This window comes from Streptomyces ossamyceticus, assembly GCF_001418475.1.
Lineage (GTDB): Bacteria > Actinomycetota > Actinomycetes > Streptomycetales > Streptomycetaceae > Streptomyces > Streptomyces ossamyceticus.
Genome location: NZ_LIQX01000273.1, coordinates 1 through 15054, shown reverse-complemented (window position 1 = coordinate 15054; position 15054 = coordinate 1). Strand labels below are relative to the sequence as shown.

Annotated in this window: 12 protein-coding genes and 1 pseudogene; 9 read left to right on the top strand and 4 right to left on the bottom strand. The window is 67.7% G+C overall.

Features of this window, described 5'->3' with window-relative positions:
- Positions 1-443 precede the first annotated feature (443 nt).
- Positions 444-584 (top strand): hypothetical protein, encoded by a 141-nt coding sequence (locus tag AOK15_RS45140; RefSeq protein ID WP_157870326.1) that lies wholly within the window; start codon positions 444-446, stop codon positions 582-584.
- Positions 585-1202: 618 nt separating this feature from the next.
- Here AOK15_RS45140 and tpg read toward each other — a convergent pair.
- The 3 genes and pseudogenes from tpg to AOK15_RS21170 all read right to left on the bottom strand — a co-directional run.
- Positions 1203-1488, bottom strand: a pseudogene (gene tpg, locus AOK15_RS42455) (telomere-protecting terminal protein Tpg); the annotation flags it as partial.
- A 405-nt stretch (positions 1489-1893) separates the two neighbouring features.
- Positions 1894-2520, bottom strand: a complete 627-nt coding sequence (locus tag AOK15_RS21175) for a hypothetical protein (RefSeq protein ID WP_055519220.1) — start codon at positions 2518-2520, stop codon at positions 1894-1896.
- Between the two features lie 79 nt (positions 2521-2599).
- Complete coding sequence (locus tag AOK15_RS21170; protein WP_063799022.1) at positions 2600-3184, bottom strand: RNA polymerase sigma factor; 585 nt, start codon at positions 3182-3184, stop codon at positions 2600-2602.
- A 799-nt stretch (positions 3185-3983) separates the two neighbouring features.
- On the opposite strand from AOK15_RS21170, the gene AOK15_RS21165 reads away from it, so the two are divergent.
- From AOK15_RS21165 to AOK15_RS21145, 5 genes are all read left to right on the top strand, one after another.
- A complete protein-coding gene (locus AOK15_RS21165) occupies positions 3984-4718 on the top strand; it encodes a TIR domain-containing protein (RefSeq protein ID WP_157870325.1) in 735 nt (244 codons plus the stop codon).
- A 32-nt stretch (positions 4719-4750) separates the two neighbouring features.
- Complete coding sequence (locus AOK15_RS21160) at positions 4751-5596, top strand: macro domain-containing protein (RefSeq protein WP_055519218.1); 846 nt, start codon at positions 4751-4753, stop codon at positions 5594-5596.
- 18 nt (positions 5597-5614) lie between these two features.
- Positions 5615-6874 carry a TIR-like protein FxsC gene (locus tag AOK15_RS21155; protein ID WP_055519216.1) on the top strand — a complete coding sequence of 420 codons (1260 nt, stop codon included), beginning with the start codon at positions 5615-5617 and terminating at the stop codon, positions 6872-6874.
- A complete protein-coding gene (gene fxsT / locus AOK15_RS21150) occupies positions 6858-9281 on the top strand; it encodes an FxSxx-COOH system tetratricopeptide repeat protein (protein ID WP_055519214.1) in 2424 nt (807 codons plus the stop codon). The genes AOK15_RS21155 and fxsT overlap by 17 nt, the downstream gene beginning before the upstream one ends.
- 523 nt (positions 9282-9804) lie before the next feature.
- On the top strand, positions 9805-11805 hold the full coding sequence (locus tag AOK15_RS21145) for a tetratricopeptide repeat protein (RefSeq protein ID WP_055519213.1): 2001 nt from the start codon (positions 9805-9807) through the stop codon (positions 11803-11805).
- 117 nt (positions 11806-11922) lie between these two features.
- Here the strand turns inward: AOK15_RS21145 and AOK15_RS48580 are convergent, their stop codons facing one another.
- On the bottom strand, positions 11923-12474 hold the full coding sequence (locus AOK15_RS48580; protein ID WP_063799021.1) for a hypothetical protein: 552 nt from the start codon (positions 12472-12474) through the stop codon (positions 11923-11925).
- A gap of 620 nt (positions 12475-13094) precedes the next feature.
- Here AOK15_RS48580 and AOK15_RS21135 point away from each other — a divergent pair.
- The 3 genes from AOK15_RS21135 (at position 13095) to AOK15_RS21125 (ending at position 14879) form a co-directional block, all read left to right on the top strand.
- Positions 13095-13358 (top strand): helix-turn-helix transcriptional regulator, encoded by a 264-nt coding sequence (locus AOK15_RS21135; RefSeq protein ID WP_055519210.1) that lies wholly within the window; start codon positions 13095-13097, stop codon positions 13356-13358.
- Between the two features lie 160 nt (positions 13359-13518).
- Positions 13519-14406 carry a DUF6083 domain-containing protein gene (locus AOK15_RS21130; protein ID WP_079058610.1) on the top strand — a complete coding sequence of 296 codons (888 nt, stop codon included), beginning with the start codon at positions 13519-13521 and terminating at the stop codon, positions 14404-14406.
- Positions 14403-14879, top strand: a complete 477-nt coding sequence (locus AOK15_RS21125) for a hypothetical protein (RefSeq protein WP_055519208.1) — start codon at positions 14403-14405, stop codon at positions 14877-14879. The genes AOK15_RS21130 and AOK15_RS21125 overlap by 4 nt, the downstream gene beginning before the upstream one ends.
- Positions 14880-15054: the final 175 nt, after the last annotated feature.

The window sequence follows — 15054 nt, the reverse complement described above, 5'->3', positions numbered from 1 at the left end:
AATGATCAAAGCAGGAGGCTTTGTAACCAGTCCACCACACCCTGCACAAGAGGTTCACGTAGATCTTACATCCGACGTGATAATGAACACGTCACATTTATCTGCCAATCGCAAGGTATCGGTCGCGCAGCGTCTCCGCCGCCCCCATGGACGTCAGCCTTCCCTGTACGGGCAGAAGTTGGGGTGAGCGGTGCTGCCGATCTGCACGGGACTGACAACATCTCCCCGCTGACAGGCGATACACCAGGCGGCCAATGAGCTTCTGAGCCCGCACCTCACCCGGCTGGCTCGACGGGAGAATCCTGACCGTGGCTCAACCTGCCCGCCACGTCGCTCTCCACGTGGGGCGCAGCCCGGGAAGTTCGAACGCGAAATCGCCCGAGAAGAGGGTGCACGAATCGGCGTCACCCGCTTCTGTGGGCCTGGCTACGCCTTCACCGCGCATGCCTACTCGCAGTCTGCTCATGGCGCGGCTGTCCGTCGCCACCCTGGGCGCGCTCACCGCCACGGCGGCCTCGGTGGCCATCACGGCAGTTCTGTTCTGCGCCTGCCCCCGGGCCTCTACTGCACCGCCGACACCCTGACCGGGCTCACCAGCGTGCGAAAGGACCGGTGCAAGGCGCAGCAGGCGTTCCAGCGCGGTCTGGCAGTCCTTGCGTAGTGGGTGGGGAGGGGGAAGTCACCCACCGGCCCTTGGCGCGCGGCCAGAGCGAACAGTCCACGGGCGACGAGGAGAGGGACGGTGATCGTCAAGCTGGGCGTATGGGCCTTGAACACCCGGGCGGGATGGGACAGGGGCACTTCCGAGCAGCAGCCCGCCCCCGCCGCCTTGGGGGGACCCTGGGTGAAGGCCGCAGCGGTGCCGATCCCGTTCGGCGGCATGGGCGACGGTCGCATCCGGCTCACGCCGCCGGACGCACAGACGCAGAAGGACCACGGTCAGGGCGACACGCTGGCGGGGGAAGAGCACGAGCCCGGGCAGCAGCACAGGGCGCGGGGCGCAGCGCACGAACGAGTCGATGCTCGACCAACCAAGGGCCGAACTGCTGCGCGTGGCTGCGCGGGCGGCCTGGTGAACCACCGCTGCCCGAGCAGCGGGGCACGGACGACATCGCCCACTGTCGTGGACATCGAGTTCCGGGCCGCCGACCGGCTCTGCCCCAAGCACGATGCTGTCGACGGTGCTCGCGGCCTGGGCGGATCTACAGGTCGAACTCGAGGTGCTCGATGTCGGTGAAGCGGACCTCCTCCAACTGGCCGGCGCGGCGGCCGCCGTCCTGGAAGTACACCTCCTTGAGCCCTTCGGCGGCGATCTCCCGCAGCTGTTGCGCGGTGGCGCCCTGCTCCTGGGCCTCGAAGAGGCGGGCCGCTTACTGCGGGGCAACGCGACTGTCGGGTGCCGGATGCGGTCCTGGTCCGTCGACCGATCCGCGCGGTACAGCCGAGTCGGGCGCGGGCGTCGATGACGATGCCGCCAGTGGTCGGTTCACGGCTGACCTTGTCCGGGGCCCTAGAGGATCTGGAGGCGCAGCCACCAGAAGAGCAGTCCGATGAGGCCGGCGCCGGTGCCGTAGGCGGCGCCGCGCAGCAGGTGGCGCATTAGGTCGCGGCGGTTTGGGTGTCGCCGTGAATTCTTCTTGGAGCGGGTGTTGGCGAAGCCTTGCCTCTTCTGGTGGCGGTCTCGTCGTGCGGGGCGAGAATGGTCTGGGTCGTGACAGATGTGTTGCTTATTGTGGTCGGTCTTTTGAGACGGGGCCTTACCGCTGTTGCGGAGCGTACGCTTCGGCATAGGGATGCTCTTTCTTGAGGGTGTCTCGTGTGTGGGGAGCTCGTTGGCGGTCGGTGGCCTGGGAACCGTGGACCGTGGACGGGCTCTTCGCTTTTGGCGGGTGATCAGGTCTGGCGGGCCAGGTGGTGGAGCCGTTCGGCGATCTGCCGTTCGGGGCGGCAGACCAGTGGCTGGTCCGTGTCGTCGTGCATGGCCAGGCGGACGACTTCTTCGACTAGGTCGGGGTGCGCGGCAGGAGGATGGTTGTCGTACACCCATTTCGTGAAGTGGCCGATGCCGAGCAGGAAGATGTCGTCGATGAAGCTGCGGTACTGGCGGAGTTGGTCGAGCCAGTGGGTGGCTTCGGTGGTGGCTCCCTGGCCGAGGTGGTGCAGGTAGAGGCAGTAGACGGCGCCGGTGTGGTCGGCGCCGGCGGCGAGTTCCCACCAGAACTGCGCGCTGTGGGGGTGGCCGGCCAGGTGGAGCATGCACCCGAAGAGCTGGGCGCCGTCGATGTCGAGGTCTTCGAGGGGCGGGTGATGGTTGCCGTTGCCGTCGTCGCCTAGGTACTGGGCGAGTTCCTCGATGTGGGAGGGGGCGTCGTGTTCGTTGAGGTACCAGCACGCCACGACGGACAGTTGGTGGCGGGCGCGGGAGACGACAGGCGGTTGCGGGGGCGGGGTGTATCCGGTGTCGCGGGCGAGACGGCGCAGTCCGTCTGCCGCGTCGAAGGGGCGGCGGCGGGCCTGCATGGCTCTTCCCGCTGATGCCAGGATCGCCTCGAGGGTGTCGGTGGGTCGGACGGAGTTCTCCTTTGTCCTGCGCACTGATTCAGCCCCTTGTGTTCTTCTCGTGCCGGTCCTTCTTCCCGGCTTCACTGCTCTTCTTCAGGAGCGTGGGCACGGCCCGCTCGATGCGCTGCTTGCCCTGTCGACAGTGGTAGTCGACGGTGCGCTCGTGGAGGCCCATGTACCAGCTGATGCGCTGGGGTTTGTAGCCCAGGATGTAGCGCAGGACGACCGCGTCGAACTGCTGCGGCGGCAGTGATGCCAGGGCCTCGAAGACTCCCTGCTCACCGTTGAGGCGGGCCAGGCCCTGGCGGTAGTCGGCCAGGCTCTTCGTTATGGTCTCGCGGTCCTCGTGGTCCCGGCGGAAGTTCTCGACGACCTCCCGCAGGATCGCCCACACCTGCTGCTGCATGTTGCTCTCCACCAGCAGTTGCTCCCAGTGGCGCAGCACGAGCAGCATCGCGGTGTGTACGGCGTCCTCGGCTGCCTGGTCGCTGCCGAGCTTGGTGTACGCGTAGTCGTGAAAGGCTTCTTGATCAGCCAGGTACAGCGCCTGGAAGTTCAGCGGCAGATGCGTGTCGACCCCCGTAGGGTCGCCGCTGCTGCCAGCGTGCACATTCTCGTTCATGACTCCTCTTCGGCGAGGGGCAGGAGGATGACGGCTCATAAGTGCCGAACTCCCTTGACGCCACGTTGATGTGACGAATACTCAAGCGCCCCGAACGCCCGACCACTCATGCACGAGCACGCGAATTTCACTCAGCGACACCACGCGGAGACCTTGAGTGATAAACTACCGCTTAGTAACGGCGTGTGAGCTGCATCTTTCCAAATAGTCATATGAAGTACATAAACCCCCCACGGTCATTTTGTGGCACACGTCACATCTCCCGGCCGGCCAGGCCTCGCCGGTCGAGAGACTCGAACGAGTGAAGGAGGGGGAAGCAGTTGACATCAACGCCTCGCACCGGCCCGTCCGCAGGAAACCGTCTCGCCCGCCGACGGGCCCGACGTTCGGGCCAAGCCGGTGTCGGGGACACTGTGTGGACCGACAGGCAAGGACGGAGCGGTCGGGCGCAAGCCCCGCTGTGAACACCACAAAGTCCGTGCTCCTCGAGAGGGAAGCCTTGTGCGCCCCCACCCGCACCTTCGGTGCTGCGGTCACTGCCATCACTGCGCTCGCCGCCCTGGTCCCGCCCACCACGCGTACACCGCCGGCACAGGCGCCACCAACCCTGCCCGTCGAAGCGCCCTCGCCTCCTGCGGCCCGCGCAGCCGGGCTGGCCAGGGTCATGGATCTCTGTCCGGCGATCGAGATCCCGCGCATGGTCCGATAGCCGACCTGCCCGTTCGCCCGCTCGTGGAGCCGGACAGTAGTTACGATCGTGAGCGGGAACAGGCACGGTGGCGGCTGTGGGGGGAGCACGGTGTCAAGACTCAAGGTTTTCGTGAGCTGGTCGGGCGAGCCGTCCCGGCAGTGCGCGCTTCTGCTGCGTGGCACGCTACCTGCGTTCAATCCCCTTATCGAGCCGTTCGTGTCGTCGGAGGACATCGCCAAGGGCGATAGGGGATTCGACGCGATCGCCGCGCGCCTGTCGGGTTCGCAGTTCGGCATTGTCTGCGTCACCCCGCAGAACCGCCGCACGCCATGGATCAACTACGAGGCCGGCGCGTTGTCCCGAGAACTGGGCGGCCCGAGACTCGCTCCGTTCCTGCTGCTCGGCACGACCGTTGCGGACCTGGTAGGTACGCCCTTGACCCAGTTCCAGGCCACGCCTGCGGACGCGCCGAAAGAGGTACTGCATCTGATCAAGACCATCAATGGTCTGTGCGAGGTGCCGCAGGGGGAGAAACTGATCGACGACCTCTTCGAGAAGTACTGGCCCGAGCTGCGGGACGCCATCGCGAAGATCACCCCGGAGGCGGAGGAGACGCACGGCGGCGGTGCGCCCGACACTCGACCGTCCGACGAGGAGATCCAGAACCAGATGCTGTCCCTGCTGCGCCAGCAGGTGGATCGCATCAGTGCCCTGGAGCAGGCGGTCACACGGGCCCACGCGGAGCAGACGCGGGACCTGCGCAAGACCCGGGTCCTGTTCGACGGCATGTTCGCGGATCTGACGCGCCCCGAGTCTGGCTCGCAGCCGGAAGAGAGGGCCTAGCTGCGGTGGCTGGTCCCGTTCGGCGCCTGCGCATGCTTATCGGCACGCGGCACGGCATCACCCTCCTCGGGCGCAACTGCGCTGTGCAGTTCGGGCTGCTGGCAGGTGCCGCCCAGCTCGTCTTCACTCTGTGGCCGGACGCCGACCTGCCCCGCTGGTCCACCCTTCTCGGAATCGCTGGCCTGGCTGTACTGATCGCGACACTGATCTCACTCCCCCGCAACAGGATCAGCCGCGACTTCACCCACCCCCAGGTTACGGTCACGGTCGAGGTGGGCGACCTGTTCGACTATGAGTGCCATCTCGTCATCGGCTTCAGCGACACCTTCGACACCGACACCGCCGATGAGTCGCTCGTCTCGCGCCGCAGCGTCCAGGGCCAGTTCCTGCACCGGGTTTACGACGGTGATGTGGCCGGCCTCGACGCCCGCCTCGACGAGGCCCTCGCGGACGTGGCACCTGTACAAACTGATACACGGGCCGCGAAGCGGCTGGGGAAACTGGCTCGGTACCCCCTCGGCACGGTCGCAGTGGTCAAGGACTCTGGCAGGAACTTCTTCTGCACGGCGTACGCGCGCATGAACAACGACCTCATCGTCAGCAGTGGAACCGAGCAGCTGTGGGAGAGCCTCGCGCGGCTCTGGGAGACCATCCGCCGCCACGCCCACCGCGACGAAGTCGCCATGCCCATCACTGGCTCGGACCTGGCCCGCATCAACAACATGGACCACTCCAGCCTGCTGAAGATGATCCTGTTGTCGTTCGTGGCCCACGCAAGGGCACGAGGGGCGTGCGGATCATTGACCGTCGTGGTGCACCCGCGGGACTACTACCGTATCGACATGCTCGAACTCGGTGTTTTCCTAAAGTCGTTGTGAGGGGAGCAGGCGGAGCGTATGCAGGACAAGGGGTCGGACCAGAAGCCGCTCTTCTTCTTGAGCTACGCCCGCTCGCCGCAGGCCGACTCTGGCGGCGCCGACCCGAACAGCTGGGTGAAGAAGCTGTACGACGGTCTGTGCGAACACATCATGCAGCTCACCGACCTCCCCAGGGGGGCCAAGGCCGGGTTCCTGGACCAGGGCGTGGCGATCGGCACCCGGTCGGCCGAGCAGTTGTCGGCGAATGTGGCGGGCTGCAGGGTGTTCGTGCCTCTGTACTCGCCGCGCTACTTCGTCAGCGAGCAGTGCGGCAGGGAATGGTGGGCCTTCTCGCAACGTCAGATCAACCAGCGCGTACGCGGGGGTACTTCAGCCACGGGTGCGATCGTCCCAGCCTTGTGGGTGCCCGTGGAGCCGACCCAGATGCCTCAAGTGGCACGGGACCTGCAGTTCAACCATGCAGCCTTCGGTGAGCACTACGCGGAGGAGGGGTTCTACGGACTGACCAAACTGCGCTACTTCCGGGAGGACTACGAGCGGGCGGTTTATCTCCTGGCCAAGCAGATCGTACGGGTGGCCGACGAGGTCGCGCTGGAAGAGGGACATGCCTACAGTGACTACGAGTCGTTGCCCAGCGCGTTCCCCTCCAATTTCTGGCCGCCGGCACCGAAGTTCGACGTGTCGATCATCGCCTGCACCAGGTCCGACCTGCCGCCGGGCCGGACGCCGGTCTACTACGGGGACCGGTCCCGCGACTGGAACCCATACCATCCGGCGTCGACCATGCCGCTGGGCAACCATGCCGCTGACGTCATCCGTGCCATGGATTACGACGTCCGCTTTCGCGATTTCGACCTGGACGCCGACAACACGGTCCGCCCCGGGGCGAGGGCACCGGGGATCCTGCTCGTCGACCCCTGGGTGCTGCGCAATCCGACGCACCGCGCGTTGCTTTCACAGTTGGACGAAGTGGCACCACCCTGGTTGACCGTAGTCGTGCCATGGAACCGGCAAGACCCCGGCAGCCATGCCGACAAGGGGCCGACCCTGGCCGAATTGGAGGCGGTCATGCCACGCCTCCTCCGGCTCAGCCGTTCCTCCTCACGGACAGCAGTCGGCGGAGTCGCCACGTTGGAAGCGCTGCACGAGGTCCTGCCTCGGGTAGTACGCCATGCCGTCGAGGAGTTCACCGGCAGCATCCAGAACTCCTCGTACCCGTTCCCCCGCCTGCGCGGCCCGGACCCCAACGCGGAGGCCCACGGTGACCGGGCAACGTGACGGGCGAATCATCACCTTCTACTCGTACAAGGGCGGCGTCGGCCGCACCATGGCCCTGGCCAACGTTGCCTGGATCCTCGCCTCCAGCGGACACCGGGTACTCGTCTCGGACTGGGACCTGGAGACGCCCGGTGGACTTCCGCGGTACTACAGACCGTTCCTCCCTCCCGACGCCCTGGGATCCTCGGGCCTGATCGACCACTTCACCGACTTCACCGAGGATCTGCGCCGCCGGGGAAAACCCGACGAGGAGTTCTACCAGCGGCACGCCGGCATCGAGCACGCCATGTCGGTGGAGTGGACCTTCCCAGGGGCGGGGCGGCTCAACTGCCTGTCCGCCGGGCGACAAGACCGTGCCTACCACGCCACTCTCGCTGCGTTCCGCTGGGAAGATCTCGACGCACGGTTCCTCGGCGCCCTGCGGGAGCGCTGGCGGCGCGAGTACGACTACGTGCTGATCGACAGCCGTTCAGGCATGGGCAGCGCGGTCGACATCTGCATACGGGAACTGCCCGACATCCTGGTCAGCTGCTTCACCCTCAACGACGAGAACATCGACGGCGCGGCACGCACGGCTCTCCACGTGGCACGCACCGCCCCCAACCGCGGCATCCGCATCCTCCCCCTCCTGATGCGGGTCAACGAACAGCGGACGGACACCTTCACCGCCGGCCGGGACCTCGCCAGGTCACGGTTCGCCGACGTCCCGCACGGGCTGTCCCCCGACTCACTGCGCCGGTACTGGACGGAGAACCATATCCCGCACCGCACGGGGTACGAACACGAGGAAGCGCTGGCCACCTTCAAGGACGCGCCGGGCAATCCGGACAGTCTGCTGGCCGCATACGAGCGGCTCACCTCGGCGATCACCGGAGGCCATGTCACCACGCTGCCCGCGCTCGACGAGGGCCTGCGGCAGTACCACCTCGGCTCGTTCACCCGGCCCCTGGCACCGGAAGTAACACCATTGGTGCTGTCCGCGGTGCCGCACGACCGGATGTGGGCCGACTGGGTGCGTTGGGTGCTGACCCGCGCCGGCTTCCAGGTGGCCTCGTCGCCCTTCGGTACGGACCGCCAGAGCGGCACAGCACGTACGGTCATGCTGGTGTCATCGGCGTATCTGAGGTCCCCTCGGTCACGGGCGGACTGGCCGTCCACCGACACCGGGCAGGCACCGCTGCTGCTGCGGATCGACGACCGGGCCGTATTGCCGGATCCGTACGCCCAACACACGCCCGTCGAGCTGGCCTCCCTGGACGCACAGTCGGCTCGGGCGGCGGTCCTGGCAGCGGTCGGCAGCCGTACCCCGCAGCATCCGACAGGTCCGGGCCCGAGCTTCCCGAACAGCACCCCAGACGTCTGGCAGGCCCCGCCCCGCAACCCCCGCTTCGTAGGCCGGGACCTCCAACTCGACCAGGTCCATGACGCCCTGGCCGTCAGTCGCCAGGTGACAGTACGGGCGGCCGGTCTGGGCATGGGCCGTCGACAACTGGCGGTCGAGTACGTCCACCGGTTCCGCGCGGACTACGACCTGGTGTGGTGGGTCCCGGCCGTCAACCGGCACCTCGCCGCCACCGCGCTGGCCCGCCTCGCCAGCCGTCTGGGACTCCCCTGCGCGGACGGCATCGAGGCAGCGGCCGGACGGGCACTCGCCACGCTGGCAGCAGGCACACCGTACGGTCGATGGCTCCTGGTCTACGACGATGCCGGCGCACCGAACACACTCGCTGGGCTGCTGCCCTCGGACAGGGGCCGCACTCTGCTCACCGTGCGGGACACCCGATGGGAAGGGCGTGGGGACCCCCTGGTCCTGGAACGGATGAGGCCGATGGAGAACGCGGAGCTGCTGCTCGGCAGGGTGCCTTCGCTAGGGCCGGTCGCGGCAGACGACCTTGCGACTGCCCTCGGTGACGTGCCGCCGCTCGCGCTGGACCAGGCGGGAGCCTGGCTCGCCGAGACCGGCGTGGAGGACGCGGGCGAGAAGTACCTGGCACAACTGCGGGCAAGCGGAGGAAACGGGAGCCTCGGCAGCGTCAGGTCGAATCCAGCCGAGGCGCCCGCACGGTTCGCGGAAGCCGCCCTGCGCGAAAGATCCCCGGCCGCCCACCGACTACTGCAGCTGTGCTGCTGCTTCGCTCCCCTGTCACTGCCTCTAACCACTCTGCGGAGTGACGCCGCCCTCGCCGCGCTCCGCCCCTACGACACCTCCCTCGACGAACCGGCCCAACTCGAGACCCTCATCACTGAACTGACCCGGCTCTGTCTGGCCGAGGCCGACAGCTCGGGGAGATCCCTGCGCGTCCACCGCCTCGTACAACAAGTGGTTCTCGCAACACTCCCCCCGGACGAACACGAAGCGGCCCGCAACGACCTGCACAGCATCCTCAACGCGGCCGCAGGGGGGTAGAAACCGGCATACGAGCGCTCAAGCATGCGCGACGACAGCCGTGCCGGCCTGGAGAGCTTCCGGGACCTGGCCTGCCGCTCCGGCATGGCCAGATGCGCATTTTGGGCTGAGTATTAATGGACTCGTATGAGTCTCGCCAGCAACACCCTGTGACAACCTCATCAGTAAATCGGCCTCTCGAATCCTGCTGCGGTTGCTGTGCGCTCCCAAGGGTGAGACCGTCCGTGTTCGGCATCTGTCGCGCACAGGGAACGGTGAGCCGTTCCCTCCATAGTTAGGGGGAAGGGTGTGGCGGTCGCTTCGCCTGTGGGTGATCCTTCTCGGCGTGTCGGGGGGTGGGGTGAGTGCAGCACTGGTGGCCTCAGCCTGGCTGCCGCCTAGTTGGACGGCTGCCGTGGCTGCCGTTGCCGCTGCTGTATCCGGTGTCTTCGCCGATGAGACGAGGACCGCTCTCCTAACGCACCGACAGCAACGGCACGCCGCCTCGGCCTCTGCGAGGGAGTTGGCCGCTCGAGCTCAGCGGGTGCGCGATGCGGTGGATCCGATCGGTCTTGGGGTTCATCCAGCGGCGTTGCGCCGTGCCGGCGATCGGGGGGCCGACCGTGTACCCGCTTTCGTAGAGCGTGACCGCTTCGACGACGTCGTCCGGCGGATCAGGCGGGGCGGCTTCGTCCTGATCGTGGGTGATTCCACGGCTGGCAAGTCACGGTTGGCTTATGAGGCCATGCGGGTGGCTGTGCCGGACTTCGTCCTGGTGCAGGCGCAGCCGTCCGAGGATCTGCAGGCGTTGTCTTCCGCTGTCAGCGCGGCCCGGCGCTGGGTGGTGTGGCTCGACGAATTCGATCAGTTCCTGAGGGCTGGCGGCATCACTGTGGAGATGGTCAAAGCGATGCTTGCCGGTCCGGAGCGGGAGGTGGTGCTTCTCGCGTCGATGCGCACCAAGGAGTATGCCCGATACAGCGCGCGGCAGCGTGACCTTACCGATGCAGCGACCTGGCGGGCTGGCCGAGAAGTGCTGCTGCACGCTGGTGAGCCGGTGGAGCTAGATCGTCTGTGGTCACCGCAAGAAGTTGGGCGGGCACATGCGGCGGACCGGGATCCGCGTCTGAAGGCGGCAGCTCAGGCCTCCGACCGATTCGGGGTCGCGGAGGTGCTGGCCGCGGGGCCAGAACTGTACAACGACTGGAAGCACGCCTGGCAGGCGAACGAGCATCCCCGGGGCGCCGCTTTGGTCGCCGCCGCCGTCGATTGCCGTCGCATGGGCTTACACCGGCCCCTCAACACCTCGCTGCTGGTGGCGATGCACGAAATCTATCTGGCGACTCGTGGCGGCGACATCCTGCGTCCGGAGCCTCTTGAGGACGCCCTGGACTGGGCCACGACACCGGTGCAGGGGGCCAGCAGTCTCCTGCTGCCCTATCACGGGGGCTATCTGGCGTTCGACTACTTGATCGACCTTCCGGGGTTGCCAGCCATACCTGAAAGCAGTTGGGGCGTGCTCCTTGATGCTGTCGCGCCGCAGGACGCCTTTGATGTCGGTTGGGCCGCTGTGGACCTGATGCGGCCGTCCGTCGCGCTTGAGGCTTTCGACACCGCGCGCCGCCACGGCGTGCCCGACGCCGACTATGCGCATGCCATTGCCCTGGGCAATGCGGGGCAGCCGCTTCCGGCCGTGCGCCTCCTGCGTCCGCTGCACCGCCAGCGTGATGAGCAGCTCGGCCCGGATCATCCCGACACGCTCGCCGCGCGTCACGACATAGCCCGGTACCTCGCCGAGGCAGGCCGGCTTTCGGAAGCCGTAACTCTTCTTGACCGCCTCGCCCTTGATCGGCAGCGTGTTCTCGGCCGCCGTCATACGGCGACATTGGTGACTCGCAGCAGCAAAGCCAGGTTTCTGCGTGAACTCGGAGACGCCCGGCAGGCACTACGTCTGTTTCAGGAGCTCCTTCCCGACATGACGGCAGCCCTGGGCTCAGAGCACGTCGACGTACTGCTTGCACGTCAGGAGATGGGCCGAACCCTGGGGCACACCGGCCGGGCCTCCGATGCCCTTGTTTGCATCACCGCAGTACTCGAAGACCAGGAGCGTCTTCTGGGTGCGGCGCATCCGCATACGCTCAGCACTCGATTCGAGCTGGCACTTCTTGTTGCCCGGACCGGCGACCCCCTCGAGGCCATCCGGCAATTGCGGGCTCTCCATGGGGACCAAGAGCGTATTCTCGGCCTGCATTCGCGCACGCTGAGCACTCGGCATCAGCTCGGCAGACTCCTGGCACAGACTGGTGAGCCAGACGTCGCTCTGGAAGTCCTGTCAGAGGTACTGCGCGATCAAGAGAGCTTCCACGGCCCCACACACCCCCGGACTCTGGCTACCCGGTACGACCGGCTCCTGGTCGCACGCCGCGCACAGAGCCCGCAGGAGGCTACGGCCGTGCTTGCCGTGCTCCAGGAGGACTGTCGCCGGGCGCTGGGCAGCACGCACCCTCTGACACGGGCGGTCACCGCAACTGTGGGGACCTCTTGACGCCTGCCCCCACAGAATGACGCACCATGTGGTGCAGTGGTTCGGTCCGGGGTATCAGCACGGTTCCTGCTACGAACATTCTGCGCACGCCCTTCGGCCCTGTCCTTTAGCCCGCCTCTACAGCAGCTGCAGAATCCAGCGGAGGTCTTCCGTATCAGCGGTAATGCGCCATGCGTTCAGCAGCCCTGCTGCTGCCAGTTGCTCAAGTACGGGGGGCAGTTCCGCGGGTTGGATACCGCACTCGTACGCTGTCCGGTCGGCCTCTATGAGCCCCTGGCCGGTTTCGGGGCGGCTGTGTGCCGTGAGATAGACACTCATCAGCTGCGGGAGCGGACCGAGCGCCCCGACCCGGCTCGGGCTGCTGGCGCGCAGCGCCCAGTCCGCCGCGTGGCGACGGTCGCGGCGGGCGGGCGCTTGGCCGAGCACCACGGCGTCCAGCAGTACGGCGGCCACCTCGTCGTCGGCGCGCTCGGGGGTCCTGCGCAGCCATCGTGCTTGTTCCAGTTCCTGCCACGGCCTCGGGTCGGCGCCCAGACGGAGGCTGCGTAGCAGGCCACGAGGGAGGCTGACCCGCAAGCTGGTACTTATGCGCAAGGCGCACTGCAGGGCGATGAGCCGGGTGGCGGGCGAGGTTCCGTCTGGGAGTGCGGCCGCTAGATAGCTGAGCATTTCCCGGACCCTGATGCGCGCGTCCGGCTCGCTGGGCTGCCGTCGGCGGCGGGGGCCGGCCAGCGCTGGCCGAGGGGTGAGCAGGGCTGTGTCGGGGACGACGGCCGCGTGGGCTGTTGCTGCGGCGCAGGCGGTGCAGGTGTCGGCGAGGCGCCATACCCGGCCGCCGCGCTCGCAGGCAAGGAGGAGTCGGATGGTGCCGGCACAGCCACGGTGGGGGCGGTGCCAGCGGCAGCCTCGTTCGTGGCACTGACAGGTCCGCAGGTGGGGCGGGAGGGTGTCTTGGTGGGCGTGGCGGGCGAGGTGGGTAAGGGCGGCCGATCGGGCGGAAGTCGCTGCGACAGTGCTGTTGTTGTCGTGGCGGCATTGCCGACAGGCCAGGAGCAGTCCGCTGGTGTGTGACCGCAGTTCCACGGTCCAGGCGCGCGGCGTTGGCGTGCAGGGTGCGCGCAGCCTCATGGGCCTGGGTCCCCCTCTTGATGTTCTTGCTGGTCTTTGCCCGGAATTGAGCGGCAGCCAGCGTAGTGCAGAGGTCTGCCCTGGCACCAAGGTCACCGCCTGGGGAAATAGGGCAGAGGTCTGCACTGACAGGGCAGGGGTCTGCACCGTCGGATGGTCGGGTGACGATCTTGCCGCCCGATCCGGACCTCAATGCGCTGCGGCTGGAGCTCGCGCGCCTGAGGGCGGTGCGCGGGTGGACGTACGACGAGCTCGCCGCCCGCAGTGGCCTGGCCAGACGTACGGTCATCGAGATCGAGCAAGGACGCACCATCGGCACGCTCAAGACCTGGCACGCCCTCGCGCATGCCCTGGGAACGCCGTTCGAGGAGCTGTTCGGCACGTTGTGCCACGGCCACGATCTGCCTGGCTCCAGTAACGACTGACGGCCTGCCCGTGCGGCTGCCGGGGATCACCTGAAGCGGCGACGTCATATCGAAAGCGCGCGCGGCCTATCGTACGTCAGTCGCCCCATCTTGAGCCGGTCGGGCGATACGGCAGCAACGCTGCCGTGTGTGCGGCGTGTTGGCTGGCAGGTTCACTCGCATGCGATCCAGGCCTTCGTCTTCTCTCAGGCACTGGGACGGCAGCCCAGTTGCCGTTCCCGTGCACCGTTCGCTGCGGGTGGCCCCTACGGGTGGTAGCCGTCTGCTCCGCTGCGGGCAGGGCGGCCGCTGCCGCGAGTGCGGCAACCGGATCGAGTGGTACCAGCGCACCGACCAGCGGATGGTCCGTCTCCATCCGCACGAGCTGCCGGCGGCCCGGGTCCCGGCCGGCTGCCGATGGCATGTCAGCTCCGGCATCGCTCATCCTGCCGGGGACAGCAGCAGCTGGTGCCGCATCCCGCATGCCCTGCTGTGTCCCGCACGAGATACCCCCGCGGCGGCCGCTGGTCTGTCGGGGCTGCGCAGGGCCTTGGCCGTGCACACCCGCCGGATGATCGACACCGGCGCCTTCACCCCGCCGGCCAGTCAGCCGGCCCGGACTGTGTCGCAGCCGGCGGCGTGCCGGCCGGCCCGGCCAGTCGTGCAGCTGCTGTATGTCCGGTACCTGGCCGCCTGCCCCATCGAGGCGATCCGGTGTGTTGCCCGTACCCGGCGCCGGGACCGCTGCCCGCGCCCGCTGCTCACGGCAGATGCCCCTGCGGGCACCTGGACCCTGGTCCCGGCCACGGCAGCACCAGCCGGTCAACTCGCGCTACCGGCCGAAGTGATGGCCGTCTACGACCTCAGCCCGCTCCCCTACTCCGAGCAGTTGCGCTGGCGATCCCAGCGCTGCCCGCAGCACGCGGCCAGCCCTACGGTCCCCGACCTGGCGGTGGCCGACTGGGAGCCCTTCGACCCCCTGATCCACCACGAGCACATCCATGCCCGGCTTCCCACCGGCGGTCGCCGCGGGCCGTCGAGCCGCGGCCGGAAGACGGTGCGGCCATGAAGCGGCACCACGCCGTCGAGATCCTTCTGACCCGGCCCCTGTCCCCCGGCGAGCTCAAGCGCGCCAGCCGCCATGTGCCGCTGGCCGTGAACGCCGACCGCACCCGGCTGATGGCCCTGCAGCGCGCCCACAGCCCCGGCAACGCTCTGCACACCCTGCGGCGCCGCCTGGACCCGCGGTTGCCCATCGACGTCCTGAGCACCCACTACGCCGACCGCAACGGCCAGGTACGGCTCAACGTCGCATTCAGCCGGAGCGACATAGCGGCCATCCGCCGGGCGGCAGCCGCGCGGGGCCAGCGGACGGCACAGTTCCTCAGCCGCCGTGTGACCGCAGCTGTAGCAGCGCGGGAGCGTGATCGCCTGCGTGCGCTGGAGAACCAGCTCGAGGATCTGCTCACCAACCACACGCTCGACGACGTCCTCGTCTGCGCGGGCCACGTCCTCAGCCGACACCGCCGTACACCCTGTTAACGCACCTGCCCATGCGACGCCCCCGGACACTGGCACCGGCCATGCGTGTCGCCTTCGGTCCTTCGCGGAGTCTTTGTTGCCTACGCCCACCGATGAACAGGTCCATGCCGCCGACGTCTTCCGTGCCGGCCACCACCTCGCTCTGCAAGCCGGCGCCGGCACGGAAGACGTCGGC